The organism is Pedobacter sp., assembly GCF_965249885.1.
Lineage (GTDB): Bacteria > Bacteroidota > Bacteroidia > Sphingobacteriales > Sphingobacteriaceae > Pedobacter.
Map to the genome: position 1 here is coordinate 3318954 of NZ_OZ252254.1, position 15970 is coordinate 3334923.

The following is a 15970-nucleotide window of genomic DNA, read 5'->3' on the forward strand; positions in this document are numbered from 1 at the left end:
TTATCAAAAATGTAGTTAAATCGAAAAAAAAGTATCTGTACTGAAATCCGGATGGAAACATTTGCCGTATATCACTTCAAACAACCTTTTCATTCAAATTAAAACTTGCATTATGGAAAATTTAAATGTGAACCAATCATCCTCTGCCAATGAAGCTGATGTTTTTCCGGGTAAATTGCAACGACGAGCCTTTTTGCAATATGCTGGAGCCTCAGCAGCCGCACTAGCCCTTACCACCGCTGGATGTAAAAAAGATAGATCTCCGATACTGTCGTTTGGCGCTACGCTAGACTTTAAGGACGATTTTGGCGTTTTGAACTACGCCTACGCTTTGGAGCAACTTGAAGCTGCTTTTTACACCCAAGTAGCTGCCAATCCGCCAGCTGGTTTTACTACCGCTCAAAAAAATTACTTTCAAGATGTGCAGTATCATGAAATTGCACACCGCGAATTTTTCAAAAAAGCTTTAGGTACTGCAGCAATCGGAAGTTTAGAAGTGGATTTTTCGTCGATCAATTTTTCTGACGGTGCAAGTGTATTAGCCGCTGCAAAAACTTTCGAAGATTTAGGTGTAGCCGCTTATAATGGAGCAGGCGTAAGGTTAAAAACTGATGCTTATTTAGTAATCGCTGGTCAGATTGTATCTGTAGAAGCACGCCATGCCGCTTGGGTACGTGATCAAATCAGCAATGGAAGCTTCTCTGACCTGAATGATCTTACCGCACTTGGTGCTAACGTAGCAGGAGGTTTAGATGGCGCATTAACGCCAGATAAAGTATTGAACGCTGCTAGTAAATACATCAAAACTAAAATTAACGTGATTAATCTTTAATCTTTAAAACCTAGAAATTATGAATATCTTAAACATATTAGACGAGATTGAAAAAGTTGACGGTGAGATTTACGAGCGTATTAGTCCGCGTAGAAAGGCAATGCAGGATTTTTTCCAAGTAGGTAAAAAAATCTCTTTAGCTGCACTGCCTCTAGCTTTAGGTTCTTTATTCAACAAAGCTTACGGACAAACCACCCCTTCAACAGTAAATGATGTGCTTAACTTTGCTTTAACGCTTGAGTACTTAGAATATCATTTTTATAACCATGCTTTGGTTGCAACTCCAAATTTAGTACCAGCCGGTGCGCCAAACGGTGCCATTACTACCATTAGAAACCACGAGAAAGCTCACGTAGATTTGTTAAAAGGTGCTTTAGGTGCTAACGCAAGAACAGAGTTGGTGTACGATAACTTCGATTTTACCGCTGGCGGAACTTTCGGTGCTGTTTATTCAGACTATGTAACTTTCCTTAAAGTGGCTACCGCTTTTGAAGATACAGGTGTTAGAGCTTACAAAGGTCAAGCTCCTGCGTTAAAGGGAAATGCGGTATTAACAACAGCACTTCAAATCCATTCGGTAGAAGCTCGACATGCTTCACACTTACGCCAAATGTTAGCGGCTAACGGCGCAACAGGTTTAAAACCTTGGATTAGCTTAGGCGCTGGCGGTGTTTCTAACGATACTGGTATTGCTGCGGTTGACCCTGTATATGCTCGTGAAAACAATACAATGCAGGCTAATATTGAAATTACTGCAATTAATGGTACTGCGGTAACTAAAGCTGCTGCGGCCGAGTCATTTGATGAATTTTTAACTAAGGCCGAAGTGGTTACTATTGCTAACCTATTTCTTAAACCTGGTTTCAGATTGTAGTTTGTAGTTTAAATGTTGTTCGGGTAGTTATCGTTAGCTGCCCGAACTTTTTATTTAGAAACTTTAAAACTTTGTAAGAAGATATCTTTGTTATCTTGATTTTGCCCGTTAGGTATTGCACAAGATAAGCTGTAGTAAATGCCATCAACAAAAATGATATTTAGAAAAATGGATTTTTGTTGTGTGTCGCTTTTTCCTTCTGTTTGATAGCTAACATAGTTCTTATGTTGCTTAACTCTAATATCAGCTAGTTCGTATTGAGGCAACGTAGTTTGTAAACTGCTTAAAAATTCATTGGCAAACTCGGTGGTAGTTACCAATTTAGAAAATGCTCTTTCGTCAATTTTTAAATTTTGTGCAATAAAACTATACGTCGCCGTAAAAATGGTATTAGTGCTGTCCTTTAATGCAAATGTAGTACCAGCTGTTTTGGCAGGTGCCGATGGGAAGTTTGCGGTAAACTTATTCGTAAGCTTTTGTGTATGCCATTTTTTTTGAGCAAAAATAGCACAGCTTATTAATAAAAGAAAAGATAGGATTGCAAACTTTTTCATGCCAAAAATTTAGTAGTTAATTACTTGTTCTTCCAGTTGCTCCGGCAAATCTCTATAGTTATATTTTTGACCACGTAATTGAGGTTCAAAGCCAGCTTCCTTGATGGCATGTTGTATGCCTTTAGCGGTAAAACGATGCGGTGCACCAGCGGCTGAAACTACATTTTCCTCAATCATAATTGAGCCAAAGTCATTTGCACCTGAATGTAAACAAAGTTGTGCTACTGCTTTTCCAACGGTAAGCCAGCTAGCCTGTATATTTTTAACGTTAGGCAGCATGATGCGGCTCAGCGCAATCATACGCACATATTCATCTCCCGTAACATTGTTGCTAATTCCTCTTAAGCGTTTCAGCAAAGTGCCATCGTCTTGAAATGGCCATGGTATAAATGCTAAAAATCCGTTAGCGTCTGCTGGTTTTTCACTTTGAACCTCTCGGATCCAAACCAAATGTTCAAAACGTTCTTCAATGGTTTCCACATGCCCAAACATCATTGTTGCAGAGGTGGTGATGTCTAATTGGTGGCAGGCACGCATCACATCTAACCATTCCTGACCGCCACATTTGCCTTTTGAAATCAAGCGGCGAACCCTATCATTTAAAATTTCAGCTCCAGCTCCAGGTAAAGAGTCAAGTCCAGCCTCCTTTAATGCCTTTAATACTTCCGTATGCGATAAGCCTTCCAGTTTGGCTACGTGTGCAATTTCCGGCGGACCTAAAGCATGCAGTTTAAGATCTGGATACAGTTCCTTCAATCTTTTAAATAACGTAGTATAAAATTCTAAACCTAAATCCGGGTGGTGCCCACCTTGTAATAAAAGCTGGTCGCCCCCGTACCTGAACGTCTCCTCAATTTTAATTTTGTAGGTTTCAATATCGGTGATGTAGCTTTCTGCATGCCCTGGTCTACGAAAAAAATTACAGAATTTGCAGTTGGCAATACAAACGTTGGTTGTATTTACATTCCGGTCTATTTGCCAAGTAACCTTCCCGCTTGGGACTTGTATTTTTCTGAGTTCGTTAGCAACATAGGCCAAATCGGCTGTGCTGGCATTGTGATATAAAAAAATACCCCCTTCTTTGGTTAAAAAGTCGAAGTTTAAGGCACGTTGCAATAATTCTTCCGTATTCATAACACAAATGTAAGTATAATTAGGGTTACCAACATGGCAGTTAGAGCCGTATTAACTAATTTTAACTTCTAAATTATATTTGATTTTTTGAAAAGCAGTTTTGCAGCAATATCATCTGTTAGTCCTGCTTTACGTTACAATCTTTTTGTTTTGGCTCTGGTCATTCCACGTTGGTATAAATCTATTGCTGAACGGCTTAAGCTTCCGTCCTTCACTAGCGCTCAGGATCTAAGCCATAACAAACAAAAAGGATTTTCACTTCAATCAGGTTTGGTTACAAGATGCAGTACGTAGGAACTTTTCCAAATCTCAGTAGGGCAGTACAAATTATAATTTTTACCATTTGGCTACTTATGCGTTAGTTTTTGTTTGTTGCAAAGGCTTAAGTAAAATAAACCCAATAGTAGCGGCAGCGCCCGGTGTAACCGGGACTAAAGCGGATAGTGGGGCTAAAAGTGCTATTAAAGCTGCCAAACATTTTCAAAGCGAGTGTCAATGTAATTTTTTAGATTTCATTTTCAAATTAGCTCAACAGTATTGCCTTTTTGAAATGCTGTAATTTGGCTATCTGCATTCGCTTCATCTTTACACTGGCTCAACAATATAGCAATTTCGCAATCCAACAATTAAACTATATTTGTGGCTATGGTAAAATTTAATCGCTTTACATTATCAAATGGTCTTAAAGTATTGGTTCATGAGGATCCAACTACGCCAATGGCCGTTTTAAATATACTTTACGACGTGGGCGCTAGGGATGAAGAGGAGGGAAGAACGGGATTTGCACATTTATTTGAACATTTAATGTTTGGCGGCTCTGTTAACATTCCAAGTTACGACGAGCCTTTGCAACGAGTTGGCGGTGAAAATAATGCTTTTACTAGCAACGACATCACCAATTATTACATCACTTTACCTGCTGCTAATATAGAAACCGCTTTTTGGCTAGAAAGTGACAGGATGCTGAGCCTAGCGTTTTCGGAAAAGAGTTTAGAAACGCAAAGAAACGTTGTTTGTGAAGAGTTTAAACAACGTTACCTTAACCAACCTTATGGAGATGTATGGTTGAAATTGCGTCCATTGGCTTATGAACAACATCCGTACCGATGGGCTACCATTGGCCAAGATTTGGCGCAGATTGAAAACGCAAAAATGGAAGATGTTAAGGCATTCTTCAAAAAGCATTATAATCCTCAAAATGCAATTTTGGTTGTTGGAGGTAATGTAAAAACCGACGAAGTGAAGGAACTTGCGGAAAAATGGTTTGGTCCAATTCCTTCGGGTGATAAATATTGGAGGAACTTACCTAAAGAACCGGTACAAACGCAGGCTAGAAGTTTAACTGTTAATGCAAATGTGCCGCTGAATGCAATTTATATTGCTTTTAAAATGCCAGCACGTCTTGATTCAGCTTATCAGGTATTCGATTTAATTTCGGATATTTTATCGCAAGGGCAATCGTCGCGTTTGTTTAATAGTTTGTTGAAAGAGCAACAATTGTTTAGTGATATTAACGCTTACATTACCAGTAGTTTAGATGAAGGATTATTTGTGGTTGATGGCAAATTAGTTGAGGGCGTAAGCATGGAAACTGCCGAGGCAGCTATTTGGAGCGAACTGCATAAAATTGCCACCGAGCTGGTAAGTGAAACGGAGTTAACCAAGGTGAAAAATAAATCGGAATCGATTATGGTTTTTGCCGAGATGAGTTTGTTAGATAAAGCAATGAACTTAGCTTATTACGAACTTTTAGGTGATGCCGATTTGTTAAACGTAGAAATTAACAAGTATCTCTCGATTACTGCAGAGCAAATTAAAAGTGCAGCTGCAGATACTTTCAAAAAAGAAAAATCATCCACCTTATATTATTTAGCCAATGCTTAACAGAACAGTTGCTCCTGACTTTAAGCAGGTAGCCGATATCAATTTTATTCCGCCAGTTAAAAAACAGCTTGCTAACGGTTTGCCAGTTTTTATTGTAAATGCTGGTGAGCAAGAACTTGTACGTATAGAGTTTATCTTTAATAATGTAAATTGGGATGTACAAAAGCCGTTACAGGCGATTGCCGTAAATGGCTTAATTAACACTGGCACCGCAAAATTTAATGCCAAGCTAATTGCCGAAGCTGTGGATTACTATGGCGCATTTTTGCAAACCGAATACAGTGCAGATTATACTACAATTACCTTGTATAGCCTTACCAAACACCTACCATCGGTGTTGCCAGTAATTTGGTCTATCTTAAATGAGAGCATCTTTCCCGAGCAAGAGCTGGCCATCTACAAGCAAAATCAAAAGCAAAAATTACAAGTTAGTTTACAGAAAAACGACTATTTAGCACGCAAGAACTTTGCCCATGCTATTTTTGGCGACACGCCGTATGGTTCGGACATCAGTTTGGAAAGCTACGATAAATTAACAAGGGAAGATTTGTTAGCTTACTATCAAGCTGCTTATCAGGCCTCCAACTGTACCATTATAGCTGCAGGAAGATTTGATGATAAGAGTTTTGAAGTGTTGGATCGAATTTTTGGTGGTGTTTGGACAAACCAGGCTGAGTTTGCCGCTAATCAATTTGATTTTTCTACGGAAGTTGGCCACGAACTTTATATCGAGAAGTCCGAAGCACTACAATCGGCCATTAGGATGGGCAACTTGAGCATTAACCGAACACATGCAGATTTCCCGTCATTGCAGATTTTAAATTGTGTTTTTGGTGGCTATTTCGGTTCGAGGTTAATGACCAATATTAGGGAAGACAAGGGATATACTTACGGAATTGGATCGGGAGTTGCCTCATTAAAACAAGCAGGTTATTTCTTTTTAGCAACTGAGGTGGGAGCCGATGTTTGTAGTAGTGCGCTTGCCGAAATTGAAAAGGAAGTTGATCTGTTGCGTACTGAACTGGTAAGCGACGAAGAACTTGACTTGGTTAGAAATTATATGTTGGGCTCCTTACTAGGCAGTTTGGAAAACGCCTTTTCGCATGCGGATAAATTCAAGAACATTTATTTTGCAGGGTTAGATTATAACTACTACCACAATTATATTCAAAAAGTAAAGACTATAACTGCCGAAGAAATCAAAAATACAGCAATCAAATATTTGGATTGGAATGCAATGACGAAAGTTGTTGTTGGTAAAAAATAAAACAAAACTGTCCAAGAAGGTTTTTACTTTTTGGACAGTTTCTGTAAGTTATATTTTGTTGAGTACGGCTTTAGATTTATCCGCTTGTACTATCTTTTTGTAGAATTCTACATATTCGTTGTATTTCTCCGGAGGGAATTTTTTAGAGGTCATTGTTTGCGAACGCCTGTAGGTAATTTTGTTGCCCTGTTGGCTAAATGATGCACTATATTCACCAAATTCTGATACGAGCTTAACGTCTTTAGGTAAAAATTCTATCGTTAAGCCTTTTGGCAAGGTATAAACAATCTCGTCGTCGTCATTGTAATCAAATGGAATAGCAAAATCAGTTTTTCTATTGGCTACCTTTTCAGGAACCTGATCTTTTCTATTGACTTGGTTTACGATGAGGAAAAGTTTGTCGCCGCCCTTACTCAGTAAATTTTTAGTTTTAAACGAAATTTCTTCATTAATAATTGCATGCTGTTTATCAGGTTGCGCAATTTTTAGTTGATCTAGTTCGGTATCCGGAAATTGGAGCTGATTTAAAATTCGTTTCCTATACTCGCTAGGTTCAGCAAGCAAGGCGCCCAGATAATCTTCATATTGGGCATTAGCATAGCTCATTTTGATATTGATTTTTGCTAAACCTTCTTCGTTAAGATCAATTTCGGTTTTACTTTTCTGATAGTTTTCAAGACTCCGGTATTTAGGTGTTCTGATGATTTGACCACCATTTTCAGTTACCATAAGTACATTTCTATCGGAGTTGTCGTAACCAATATAGCCCATTGGATAATTTTGGCTAGTGCATTCTAGAAATGTGGTGTCGTTCGCATTTGGCACTACCAAAATCATGTGATTGGCCTGTCCTATGCTCGAATAGTTTTTATTAAGCTCTGGCACACCATTGCCAATTACCACTAAATTTGATTTAATTCCAGCTTCTTTTAGCAAAGCTTTCATATAGTTGGATAGGGCTTTGCAGTCGCCATAATTTACCTGTGCCACCTTTTCAGCAACAATAGGTTTAAAACCACCAATACCTAACTGAACACTCACATATCTGGTATTTTGCTGTAAGTGATTATAAAGGATCTGCATTTTTTCCTTATCTGTTTTGGCATCTTTGATTAAAGATTGCACTAAGTTTTTTTTGTTCAAAGGTAGTATATCACCCTCTTCGTTCAGTTTTGAAATCCATGCACCCATGCTATTCCAAGAACTTAAATCGCCTTTTGAGGAGTCGAATTCAAATTGGTTCGGTGCGATTTTAACCCAACTGATGAGTTTATCCAATCCCGTGCTTAAAGGTTCTTTGGTATAAGCGGGTAAGTTGTCTGCCGCCCAGGTGTAAACCATTTTATCTTTCACTACAGCTGAATCTGTTTTTAAATCTTTGCTGCCTAAAAATCTGATGTTTAGGTTGGTAGGTCTTTGAAAAGTATACGAAGATTTTTCTGTAGAAATATGGTAGCCCTTCATGGATCTCCATGAGGGCAAGGTTAAAATTCCGTTATAATCTTGGCTGTAACTATATTCTAAAGTATACGGATAGGTTAGGGCAACTACACTTAATAATTTGATCCTATCATCTTGAAATATAGTATAGTCTGATGCCACACTTTGATCCCTAAAATCAGAAGATTTAAAATCTTTTATTTTTTTGCCTAAAGCGTCGTATAAGGTTGCCTTTATGTTGTACAAAGTGGAAAATTTGTCATAAACCTCAGCAAATTCTGCATAAGTATCCCCAGCTTTATTAAGTACAGTAATCGCAATTTTGTATTTCATGGTGCCAGATCCTACACCTTTATAGTCATAAAATTGCTCTTCGTTTCTAACTACTGCAACGGCATCTTGTTTTAACGCATCAGGTATTTTAGTGCTATCATAAATATTTTGAGACCAGGCGGTACCTGCTGTTAATAGTAGGAAAACCGCCAAATAAATTCGCTTCAACATTTTATGATTTCTTTTTGAATACAATCTGCTCTGCTTGTCGCTCTACAATCACCTTGAAAAGTTCTTTGATGTCAAAATATTCTTCTGGAGAAAATAAAGCTTTGTTGATTTCAATTACGCTTCTAACAAGAATTGTTTTATCCTGTGTTACATAGCTGATAGAGAATGAACCTTTGTTGTCTGGAAGTTTATAAACACCACCTTTTGGAAGTTTTTCAATCTCATAGTTATCAGGGAAAGTGATAGTGCTACGAATACTTTCCTTCATCGGGAAGGCAAAATCAACAGGGAATAGCCTGTTTTCTAATTTAAAGAAGTTGTCTTTTGTGCGTTCGTAGAGCAATGGGTTCACGTATAAGTTCCCACCAATTTCCTCCACATTGTCTTCAATAGTAACGTTAATTTCTTCGCTTAATATCTCATTTAGGTCGTTAAGGTTATTAACTTTGTAGTTATCAATTTCTAATCCTTGCCTATCTTTCTTCAAGCTTTTAATGAACTCACTTTCACTTGGTTTAGCACGATATCGGTTTCTTAAAGACAAAGCGCCGTAGCCTCTGTAATACTGGAGCATCGTACCTTTAAGCTTATTTTCATTATTAAGTACCAAGTTATAATTGTACGTTTTTTCGTCGCCAAAATTAGGCTCCGTAGCTATCCATCTGCCGGTTTGGGCTTGTAAATCAACGGAAAATCCCTGGTGATTGAGGTTTTGATACGATACCATTCCTAAAATATGATCATTGTCGGTGGCGTCAAGTATGATATCTTTTCCTCCTAACGTAACGTGTGCAAGCACATTATTGAATTTTGTAATTTGAGGATGTCCAGGATGCTGTCCGTTTTCTCGTGTACTAATCAACAAAGGATTTACATTGATTTTTGCTTCCTTTAACAAACTAATTAACACCAGGTTGATATCAGCTGATGATCCAGATTTTTTATCTAAGATGCTTTTTGGATTAGTTTCAGCGCTATACATACGATAGTTATCGTTCCATTTGATGTTGTTTTTTACATAGTTAAATATCAATTCAACTATTTTTAAACTGTCTTTTTCGGCTTTGATTATTGTAGGAAGTAGCTGTTTAGCGGCCGAATTTTTCTTTACAAAAAGCCCAAAATTCTCGTCATCAACCAATCCTTTAATGATTTTTGGCCAGGTACCAGTGTAATCTCTATAAATGTCATTCGGATAACTTGTTGCCATCAGTTCAAATTCAACTGCTGTGATATAGTCATCCATTGTAGTGATAAATGGTTCTTTTTTAATTGCTGGAACCTTCTCCATAACATACTGCAGATATCTGGCAGTTGATGTTACCCCTGGCACATAATGTGCATTGATCATTTCATCTTTACTTTGATTAATCTTAAAGTAACCGTTGTATGATGGCTTATAGATCAAATACTCGGGAATTTTGACATTGTACTCCGAATATAGTGTAGGTATTTCGCTCTGGAACGCCCAACCTCTCAAATTGAATGTGTAGTTTGAACGGATGGCATACTTATATTCGATAATTGAACCTTCTTTAACATTACCGAGCGTATATTTCTTGATCTGATAGTTTTTGTTAAACTCTTCAGTGAATTTTGAATCTTTACCCAGCTTTGAAGTTACCATTTTATCTCCCTCCATATTATAGGTCGCGGCTTCCATTCTCAGTAAATCCTCTTTGTACTTAACATTTCCTTTGTAGAGTGAAATTTTGAAATCTGCTAAGTCGTAGCTGTTTTTGTTAATTACTTTATAGCGTACGTGTCTTTCAAATACGTATACGAAACCATTATTGTCATTGAATTCGAAGTAGCAATTTCCAACATCAAATAATTTTACCGCAGAAGCTGCGGAATCTTGGCCGAAAGGTACAGCACTGAATTCTTCTGGAGCAATTTTACCGAATTTAAACTCTTTTTTTTGGGCAAAGGCTGAGAAAGATAGGCAGAATATGCCCAACAAATAGGTGAAGCGTTTAATTAGCATAGTTTGTTTATTTATTACGCAATAATAATAAAGAATTTTTGCTTTAAAAATAGTTGCGGTAGATTATTAGTGTTTTTAACACAACGATTTAGAATATTTATTAGGTTGAAAAAACCTATATAAATCTTGCTAAGGCTAGGCTTAGAGCGTATTTTGAAAGCAATGTAATAGTTTTTTAGGTTTAAGGATAAATTTAATTTCTGGCGTTTAGCAATGCCACCTTTCCGTCCATTGTGCTAACCAATACGGTTTTGTCATCTATGACATTAAAAGTGTTCACCATCGAGTTGTCTACTTTGTGAGCCCAAATAATTTCATTGGCTTTAGGTGATATGCAGTAGATAGTTCCATTTTTTGTGCCGAAAAATAGTTTTCCGTTTTTCTCGATTAAATCCGAAGGGGTGTGTTCGTAGCCGTAACCTACGTTCATTTTCCAAGCAATGCCTTGGTCTGTTTTTGTTGTTTTGTAAGCAACAATTTCATCTTGCATCGTTTTGCCATAAACTAGGCTGCTGTCGGCAGATAGTCCTATAGATTCTCTTACCTTGGCTTCGTTATTGCGCCAAAGTGTTGTTCCTGTGCTGGCGTCTATAGCTGTTAGCACTCTATCGGGAGCAGCGATATAGACCGTGTTATTTACGCCAATAGGTGTGGCCATTGCTGGAGAAAACATTCTGTTGGCACTTCCATTATTCCATTTCCAAATTAAACTTCCTGTGGCGATATCCAATGCATACAAGTGTCGTCCCCAGGATCCGAAAATGATTTTATTGCCATAAATTAGTGGTTTGCCCACAATAGTGCCTTCTACATCTTTAAACTGCCATTTTAATTTTCCAGTTTTTAGCTCCAAGGCATTAAAAGTATTGTCGCTGGCACCGATAAAAACTATATTGTTTTGAATTATGGGCGAGCCCAACACTGATTTTTGTAAACCCGTTTTCCAAATAATTTTGCCCTCTTTTAGATTGAGTGCGTAAATGTTACCGTCGCCAGAACCAAAGATTACCATCTTGCTTTCCGAAATTACTGGAGAGGAATAAATAGCACCTTTGGTTTGATAGCTCCAGATTTTTTTGCCCGTTTTGCGGTCCAGCGCCTCAACTAAACCAAGACTGTTTCCGAAAACGACTAAGTTATCCTTGTAGGCTGGTGTGTTTACTACATTTGCGTTTGAATGGTAGGTCCATATCGCTTTTACATTACTATATTTCTTGTTGATATCGAAGTTAGGTCTCTCATAGGCTTTGTTGTCTTTTTGGAATGTTTTAAGTGCGATTTTTCTCCAGGTTGGCAACATTTCGCCATTTGGTTTTCTTGTAGTAAAATAAACGGTATCGCTCATCATGTTCACAATGTTATAACCGCCAATGCTGTCTTTAGCTCTTAAATTGGAACGGCCCATGGTTCCTGCAATTCCCTCAAAATTGTAAGCTTTGTTTACATGTCCGTGTCCACAAATGGCATACTGAATATTTTTGCTTTTTAACTTGTCAACTGCCTCGTACCAATTATCTAAACTATTATCAAGAGGATAATGGTTGATGTAAACAATGGGCATTGATTTTGGCGTTTTATTCAGAAGGCTATCCAACCAAACGGTGGCGTCACGTGGAATATGGCCGTCGCTCATACGTACATAAGGGCCAGAAGCGCAAGCGATAAACCGATACCCATTGTAATCGAAAGTGAATTTATCACTGCCAAACTCTTTGATAAAGGATACACCGCCGGATTCAGACCAACCCGTATCGTGATTGCCAGGGATGACGTAATATTTTTTGTTTAAGCCTGAGAGAATTTCTTTTGCCAGTTTGAGTTCTTCGTTGGTGCCCATTTCGGTAACGTCGCCGGTTACCACTACAAAATCAATATCCTTTAATTTGTTGATGTCTGCTACCGTTCTTCTTAAATCTTCCTCACCTGTTGCAGTTCCAACATGCGTGTCCGTTACGAAAGCATATTTAAAATTTTGAGCATGGCAAATCGTGGCGAACAGCAATAACGCTGCAAAAGAGAATAGCTTCATTTTTAAAATATTTTAATATTTAAATGAAGTTAAGACAAATATTTATTATAGAAGAATTCTATTGATATTTTAACGTAGATAAATAGATTTTCCATATCACTTAATTTATTGAACTAATTTTGGTTTCCCGTTTTCGCAAGTTATGCCCTTGGGAGGCATAAGAAATGTACAATCGGAAACTGCATTCCATTTCTTGTTATAATCGCCTTGGTATTGATTGTATTGTGCTACTGAGCGTTCAAAGGCATACATATTAATACTACTGCTATAGGCAAAATAACCAACTGGCCCGCCGCAAGCTTTTGAACCAACTGCTATATATTTCAGCTCTTGGTCGCCGTTACACGTGCTGGTTTCTGCCATCGCTTTAATTTCTGTATACATTTTTTCCAATTTTTTTTGTTCACTGGCTTGATCGTCTTTTTTACACGCCAATGTCAATATGCTACAGCATACCAAAATCCAGATTGACTTGAGGTTGGAGTTGTTCATTGATTTTAGGTTTAATGCCATTACGATTTTAATTTGTGAAACGCTACAGGTTGCTGGAAATAGTTGTACTATAGTTTGCAAAACAAACCTGATTGAAATGGAAATCCTTTTTGGCTGCAACAATTGATTCCGATGCTTTGGTAGCTTGCGGCAAGCAGGGCAAATTTGATGAGCAGCGCAGTGTTTACAAAAAGATTGAAATGTAAAGCAGGACTGCCGTAGCCGATGAAATGGAGCAATAGCTTTACCAAAATATAACAATACTAGTTTCATTTTAACCGGAAATAGTGTATCTTTGCCCGGCAAATAATAATTCGTAATTTATTTGCTATGCAACTCGACCCCCAAAAATTTATTGCTTTAGGTTTAACTTATGATGATGTGCTTTTGGTACCATCGTATTCTGAAATTTTGCCTAGAGATGTTAACACCAGCACTTTTTTAACCAAGAAAATTCAATTGAACGTTCCATTGGTTTCAGCGGCCATGGATACCGTAACTGAAGCCGAATTAGCCATTGCTATTGCGCAAAATGGTGGTTTGGGCATGCTTCATAAAAACATGAGCATTGAGCGCCAAGCTGAAGAAGTGCGCAAGGTAAAGCGTTCGGAAAGTGGAATGATCCAAGATCCGGTGACTTTATTGGAAACTTCGGTAGTTGCCGATGCTTTTAAAATTATGAAGGAGCATAAAATAGGAGGTATTCCGGTGGTAACTTCGGACAATAAATTGGTGGGGATTATTACCAATAGGGATTTGCGTTTCCAAAAAGACATGAGCAAACCCATTGCACAGGTAATGACTAAAGAGAACCTGATTACTGCACCTGAAGGAACGACGTTGAAACAGGCGGAAGAAATTCTGCAAAACCATAAAATTGAGAAGTTGCCAGTAGTTGATGGCAATGGCTTTTTAAGCGGACTGATTACTTTTAAAGATATTCAGAAAGTTAAAAATTACCCTGTAGCTTGTAAAGACGAGAAAGGTCGTTTACGTGTGGGTGCTGCGGTTGGCGTAACTGCCGATACCATGCAACGTGTAGATGCTTTGGTAAAAGCGGGTGTGGATGTAATTGCGATTGACACGGCACATGGCCACTCGAAAGGTGTAATTGATAAGCTGAAAGAAGTAAAAGCTAAATACCCAGACTTGCAAGTGATTGCTGGTAACATTGCTACTGGTGCTGCTGCTAAAGCTTTGGCTGATGCAGGCGCTGACGCGGTGAAAGTAGGTATTGGTCCGGGTTCTATTTGTACTACAAGAATTATTGCAGGGGTAGGGGTGCCTCAGTTGTATGCAGTTTTTGAATGTGCCAAAGCTTTAAGGGGTACTGGTGTGCCTGTAATTGCGGATGGCGGTATTAAACATACGGGTGATATTGCAAAAGCGATTGCTGCTGGCGCAAGTACGGTGATGGCTGGTTCGTTGTTTGCCGGTGTAGAGGAAAGTCCAGGTGAAACGATCATTTACGAAGGACGTAAATTTAAATCGTACCGCGGAATGGGTTCTATTGAGGCAATGGAGCAGGGTTCTAAAGACCGCTATTTTCAGGATGTAGAAGATGACATTAAGAAGTTGGTGCCTGAGGGAATTGTTGGTCGTGTACCTTACAAAGGAACTTTGGCAGAAGTGATGTACCAGTATATTGGCGGTTTACGTGCCAGTATGGGGTACGTAGGAGCTGCTTCAATTGATAAGTTGCAAGAAGCGCAATTTGTACAAATTACGGCGGCTGGTATGCGTGAAAGTCACCCACATGATATTACCATTACTAAAGAAGCACCAAATTATACTAGTAAGTAATACGGTAAACTAATTGATATTTACGGGGCATTCTTTTTTAGGATGCCCCGTTTTTTATTTTACTACGGAGATTCCAGCATCAACTTTTAGGTTCGTACCATGAATGTAGGATGCATCATCAGAAGCTAAGAATAACACCGCTTTTGCAATTTCATCTGCATCGCCGAATCTTTTGAAAGGAATAGATGGTGTAATGCCTTCTATCGTCTGCTCGATGGCATCATCACTTAAGCCTGTGTTGCTATAGATGTTGGTTTTAATGTGCCCGGGACTTACGCCGTTAACTCTAATGCCCTTGTCGACTAGTTCTGAAGCAAAAGTTTTTATGAACGATGCTACCGCCGATTTTGCTGCCGAGTAAACAGAAAAGTTACTGATGCCAAATTCGGTAACGAAGGAAGTATTGAATACAATGCTATCGCCTTTTTGCATGAGCGGCAATAACTGCTGTACTGTAAAAAATGGGCCTTTTACATGCAGGTCAAAAAGTTCATCGAAATGCTGTTCATCTGCATCGGCAATGCTTGAAAATTTCCCGTAACCTGCATTTAAGAAAAGGAAATTTACATGAGTGGTATAAGCGGCGATGCGCTGTCGTAGTTGATGAATTTCGCTCATATTAGCGGCATCAGCTTTAAATCCCTGAGCATTTGTTCCTAAAATTTTTAGTGCATTGTCAATGGTTTTTTGGCTCCTGCCAGTAACAATTACTTTTCCACCTTCCCTGATATACCACTTGGCGGTTGCTATTCCCATACCGTTGGTGCCACCGGTAATAAAAGCTACTTTGTTTTCAAATCTCTGCATAATTTCATGTTGTTATTGGTGCAAATTTGATTTAAATGGGGCTTTCTTAAAATCCGAATGTTGCTAAGTTAATTTGAGCGATGGGGTTTTCCTTCGTAGAAGTATGATGACAGTTTTATCAATCAATTTTGCTTTAATATATTGATAATCAATTGATAGTATCTTTGTTTCAAGTTGCGTGATGCTGATTGCGGTTTTGATACTTACGCTTATTAAAGGGCTAATCATCTAATTTTTTTAGAAAATAAATTTTGAATAAGATAAACTTTAATATATTTATCTACTAATTCTATAGATTTAATATAATTTAAAATTTTTGACATGAAAAAATCTTTACAATCCATGTGTTGCTGTATGATGAAA

The 15970-nt window shown here is 38.2% G+C and carries 12 protein-coding genes; 5 read left to right on the forward strand and 7 right to left on the reverse strand.

Translation table 11 applies throughout. The annotated features are described in order from the left end of the window. Positions 1 to 112: 112 nt before the first annotated feature. Positions 113 to 832 (forward strand): ferritin-like domain-containing protein, encoded by a 720-nt coding sequence (locus ACY2A0_RS14165; protein WP_461790128.1) that lies wholly within the window; start codon positions 113 to 115, stop codon positions 830 to 832. Positions 833 to 851: 19 nt separating this feature from the next. Beyond that, positions 852 to 1706 (forward strand): ferritin-like domain-containing protein, encoded by an 855-nt coding sequence (locus ACY2A0_RS14170; protein ID WP_461790129.1) that lies wholly within the window; start codon positions 852 to 854, stop codon positions 1704 to 1706. Positions 1707 to 1756: 50 nt separating this feature from the next. Here ACY2A0_RS14170 and ACY2A0_RS14175 read toward each other — a convergent pair whose 3' ends face one another. Next, positions 1757 to 2260, reverse strand: coding sequence for a hypothetical protein (locus ACY2A0_RS14175; protein ID WP_461790130.1), 504 nt, complete (start codon positions 2258 to 2260; stop codon positions 1757 to 1759). Between the two features lie 9 nt (positions 2261 to 2269). Then, positions 2270 to 3394, reverse strand: coding sequence for a CofH family radical SAM protein (locus tag ACY2A0_RS14180; protein WP_461790131.1), 1125 nt, complete (start codon positions 3392 to 3394; stop codon positions 2270 to 2272). Between the two features lie 645 nt (positions 3395 to 4039). Here ACY2A0_RS14180 and ACY2A0_RS14185 point away from each other — a divergent pair. Together ACY2A0_RS14185 and ACY2A0_RS14190 are read left to right on the forward strand one after the other, a co-directional pair. Next, positions 4040 to 5278, forward strand: coding sequence for a M16 family metallopeptidase (locus ACY2A0_RS14185; RefSeq protein WP_461790132.1), 1239 nt, complete (start codon positions 4040 to 4042; stop codon positions 5276 to 5278). Beyond that, positions 5271 to 6545: a M16 family metallopeptidase gene (locus tag ACY2A0_RS14190; protein WP_461790133.1), complete on the forward strand. Its 1275-nt coding sequence runs from the start codon at positions 5271 to 5273 to the stop codon at positions 6543 to 6545. The genes ACY2A0_RS14185 and ACY2A0_RS14190 overlap by 8 nt, the downstream gene beginning before the upstream one ends. A gap of 48 nt (positions 6546 to 6593) precedes the next feature. Here ACY2A0_RS14190 and ACY2A0_RS14195 read toward each other — a convergent pair whose 3' ends face one another. The 4 genes from ACY2A0_RS14195 to ACY2A0_RS14210 form a co-directional block, all read right to left on the reverse strand. Continuing rightward, positions 6594 to 8489: a DUF3857 domain-containing protein gene (locus tag ACY2A0_RS14195; protein ID WP_461790134.1), complete on the reverse strand. Its 1896-nt coding sequence runs from the start codon at positions 8487 to 8489 to the stop codon at positions 6594 to 6596. Between the two features lies 1 nt (position 8490). Beyond that, positions 8491 to 10476: a DUF3858 domain-containing protein gene (locus ACY2A0_RS14200; RefSeq protein ID WP_461790135.1), complete on the reverse strand. Its 1986-nt coding sequence runs from the start codon at positions 10474 to 10476 to the stop codon at positions 8491 to 8493. A gap of 193 nt (positions 10477 to 10669) precedes the next feature. Then, positions 10670 to 12505 (reverse strand): outer membrane protein assembly factor BamB family protein, encoded by a 1836-nt coding sequence (locus ACY2A0_RS14205; RefSeq protein WP_461790136.1) that lies wholly within the window; start codon positions 12503 to 12505, stop codon positions 10670 to 10672. A gap of 105 nt (positions 12506 to 12610) precedes the next feature. Further along, positions 12611 to 12997 (reverse strand): hypothetical protein, encoded by a 387-nt coding sequence (locus ACY2A0_RS14210; protein WP_461791582.1) that lies wholly within the window; start codon positions 12995 to 12997, stop codon positions 12611 to 12613. A gap of 330 nt (positions 12998 to 13327) precedes the next feature. Between ACY2A0_RS14210 and guaB the strand changes: the two genes are divergently transcribed. Beyond that, positions 13328 to 14800: an IMP dehydrogenase gene (guaB, locus tag ACY2A0_RS14215; protein ID WP_113635676.1), complete on the forward strand. Its 1473-nt coding sequence runs from the start codon at positions 13328 to 13330 to the stop codon at positions 14798 to 14800. Positions 14801 to 14854: 54 nt separating this feature from the next. Here guaB and ACY2A0_RS14220 read toward each other — a convergent pair whose 3' ends face one another. Beyond that, positions 14855 to 15607 carry an SDR family oxidoreductase gene (locus ACY2A0_RS14220; protein WP_461790138.1) on the reverse strand — a complete coding sequence of 251 codons (753 nt, stop codon included), beginning with the start codon at positions 15605 to 15607 and terminating at the stop codon, positions 14855 to 14857. Between the last annotated feature and the right edge of the window lie 363 nt (positions 15608 to 15970).

Bases quoted from the DNA above. Each gene is read 5' to 3' on its own strand.
- ACY2A0_RS14205 (WP_461790136.1), bottom strand. From the start codon at position 12,505: ATGAAGCTATTCTCTTTTGCAGCGTTATTGCTGTTCGCCACGATTTGC.
- ACY2A0_RS14165 (WP_461790128.1), top strand. From the start codon at position 113: ATGGAAAATTTAAATGTGAACCAATCATCCTCTGCCAATGAAGCTGAT.
- ACY2A0_RS14210 (WP_461791582.1), bottom strand. From the start codon at position 12,997: ATGAACAACTCCAACCTCAAGTCAATCTGGATTTTGGTATGCTGTAGC.
- ACY2A0_RS14200 (WP_461790135.1), bottom strand. From the start codon at position 10,476: ATGCTAATTAAACGCTTCACCTATTTGTTGGGCATATTCTGCCTATCT.
- ACY2A0_RS14190 (WP_461790133.1), top strand. From the start codon at position 5,271: ATGCTTAACAGAACAGTTGCTCCTGACTTTAAGCAGGTAGCCGATATC.
- ACY2A0_RS14170 (WP_461790129.1), top strand. From the start codon at position 852: ATGAATATCTTAAACATATTAGACGAGATTGAAAAAGTTGACGGTGAG.
- ACY2A0_RS14195 (WP_461790134.1), bottom strand. From the start codon at position 8,489: ATGTTGAAGCGAATTTATTTGGCGGTTTTCCTACTATTAACAGCAGGT.
- ACY2A0_RS14185 (WP_461790132.1), top strand. From the start codon at position 4,040: ATGGTAAAATTTAATCGCTTTACATTATCAAATGGTCTTAAAGTATTG.
- ACY2A0_RS14175 (WP_461790130.1), bottom strand. From the start codon at position 2,260: ATGAAAAAGTTTGCAATCCTATCTTTTCTTTTATTAATAAGCTGTGCT.
- guaB (WP_113635676.1), top strand. From the start codon at position 13,328: ATGCAACTCGACCCCCAAAAATTTATTGCTTTAGGTTTAACTTATGAT.
- ACY2A0_RS14220 (WP_461790138.1), bottom strand. From the start codon at position 15,607: ATGCAGAGATTTGAAAACAAAGTAGCTTTTATTACCGGTGGCACCAAC.
- ACY2A0_RS14180 (WP_461790131.1), bottom strand. From the start codon at position 3,394: ATGAATACGGAAGAATTATTGCAACGTGCCTTAAACTTCGACTTTTTA.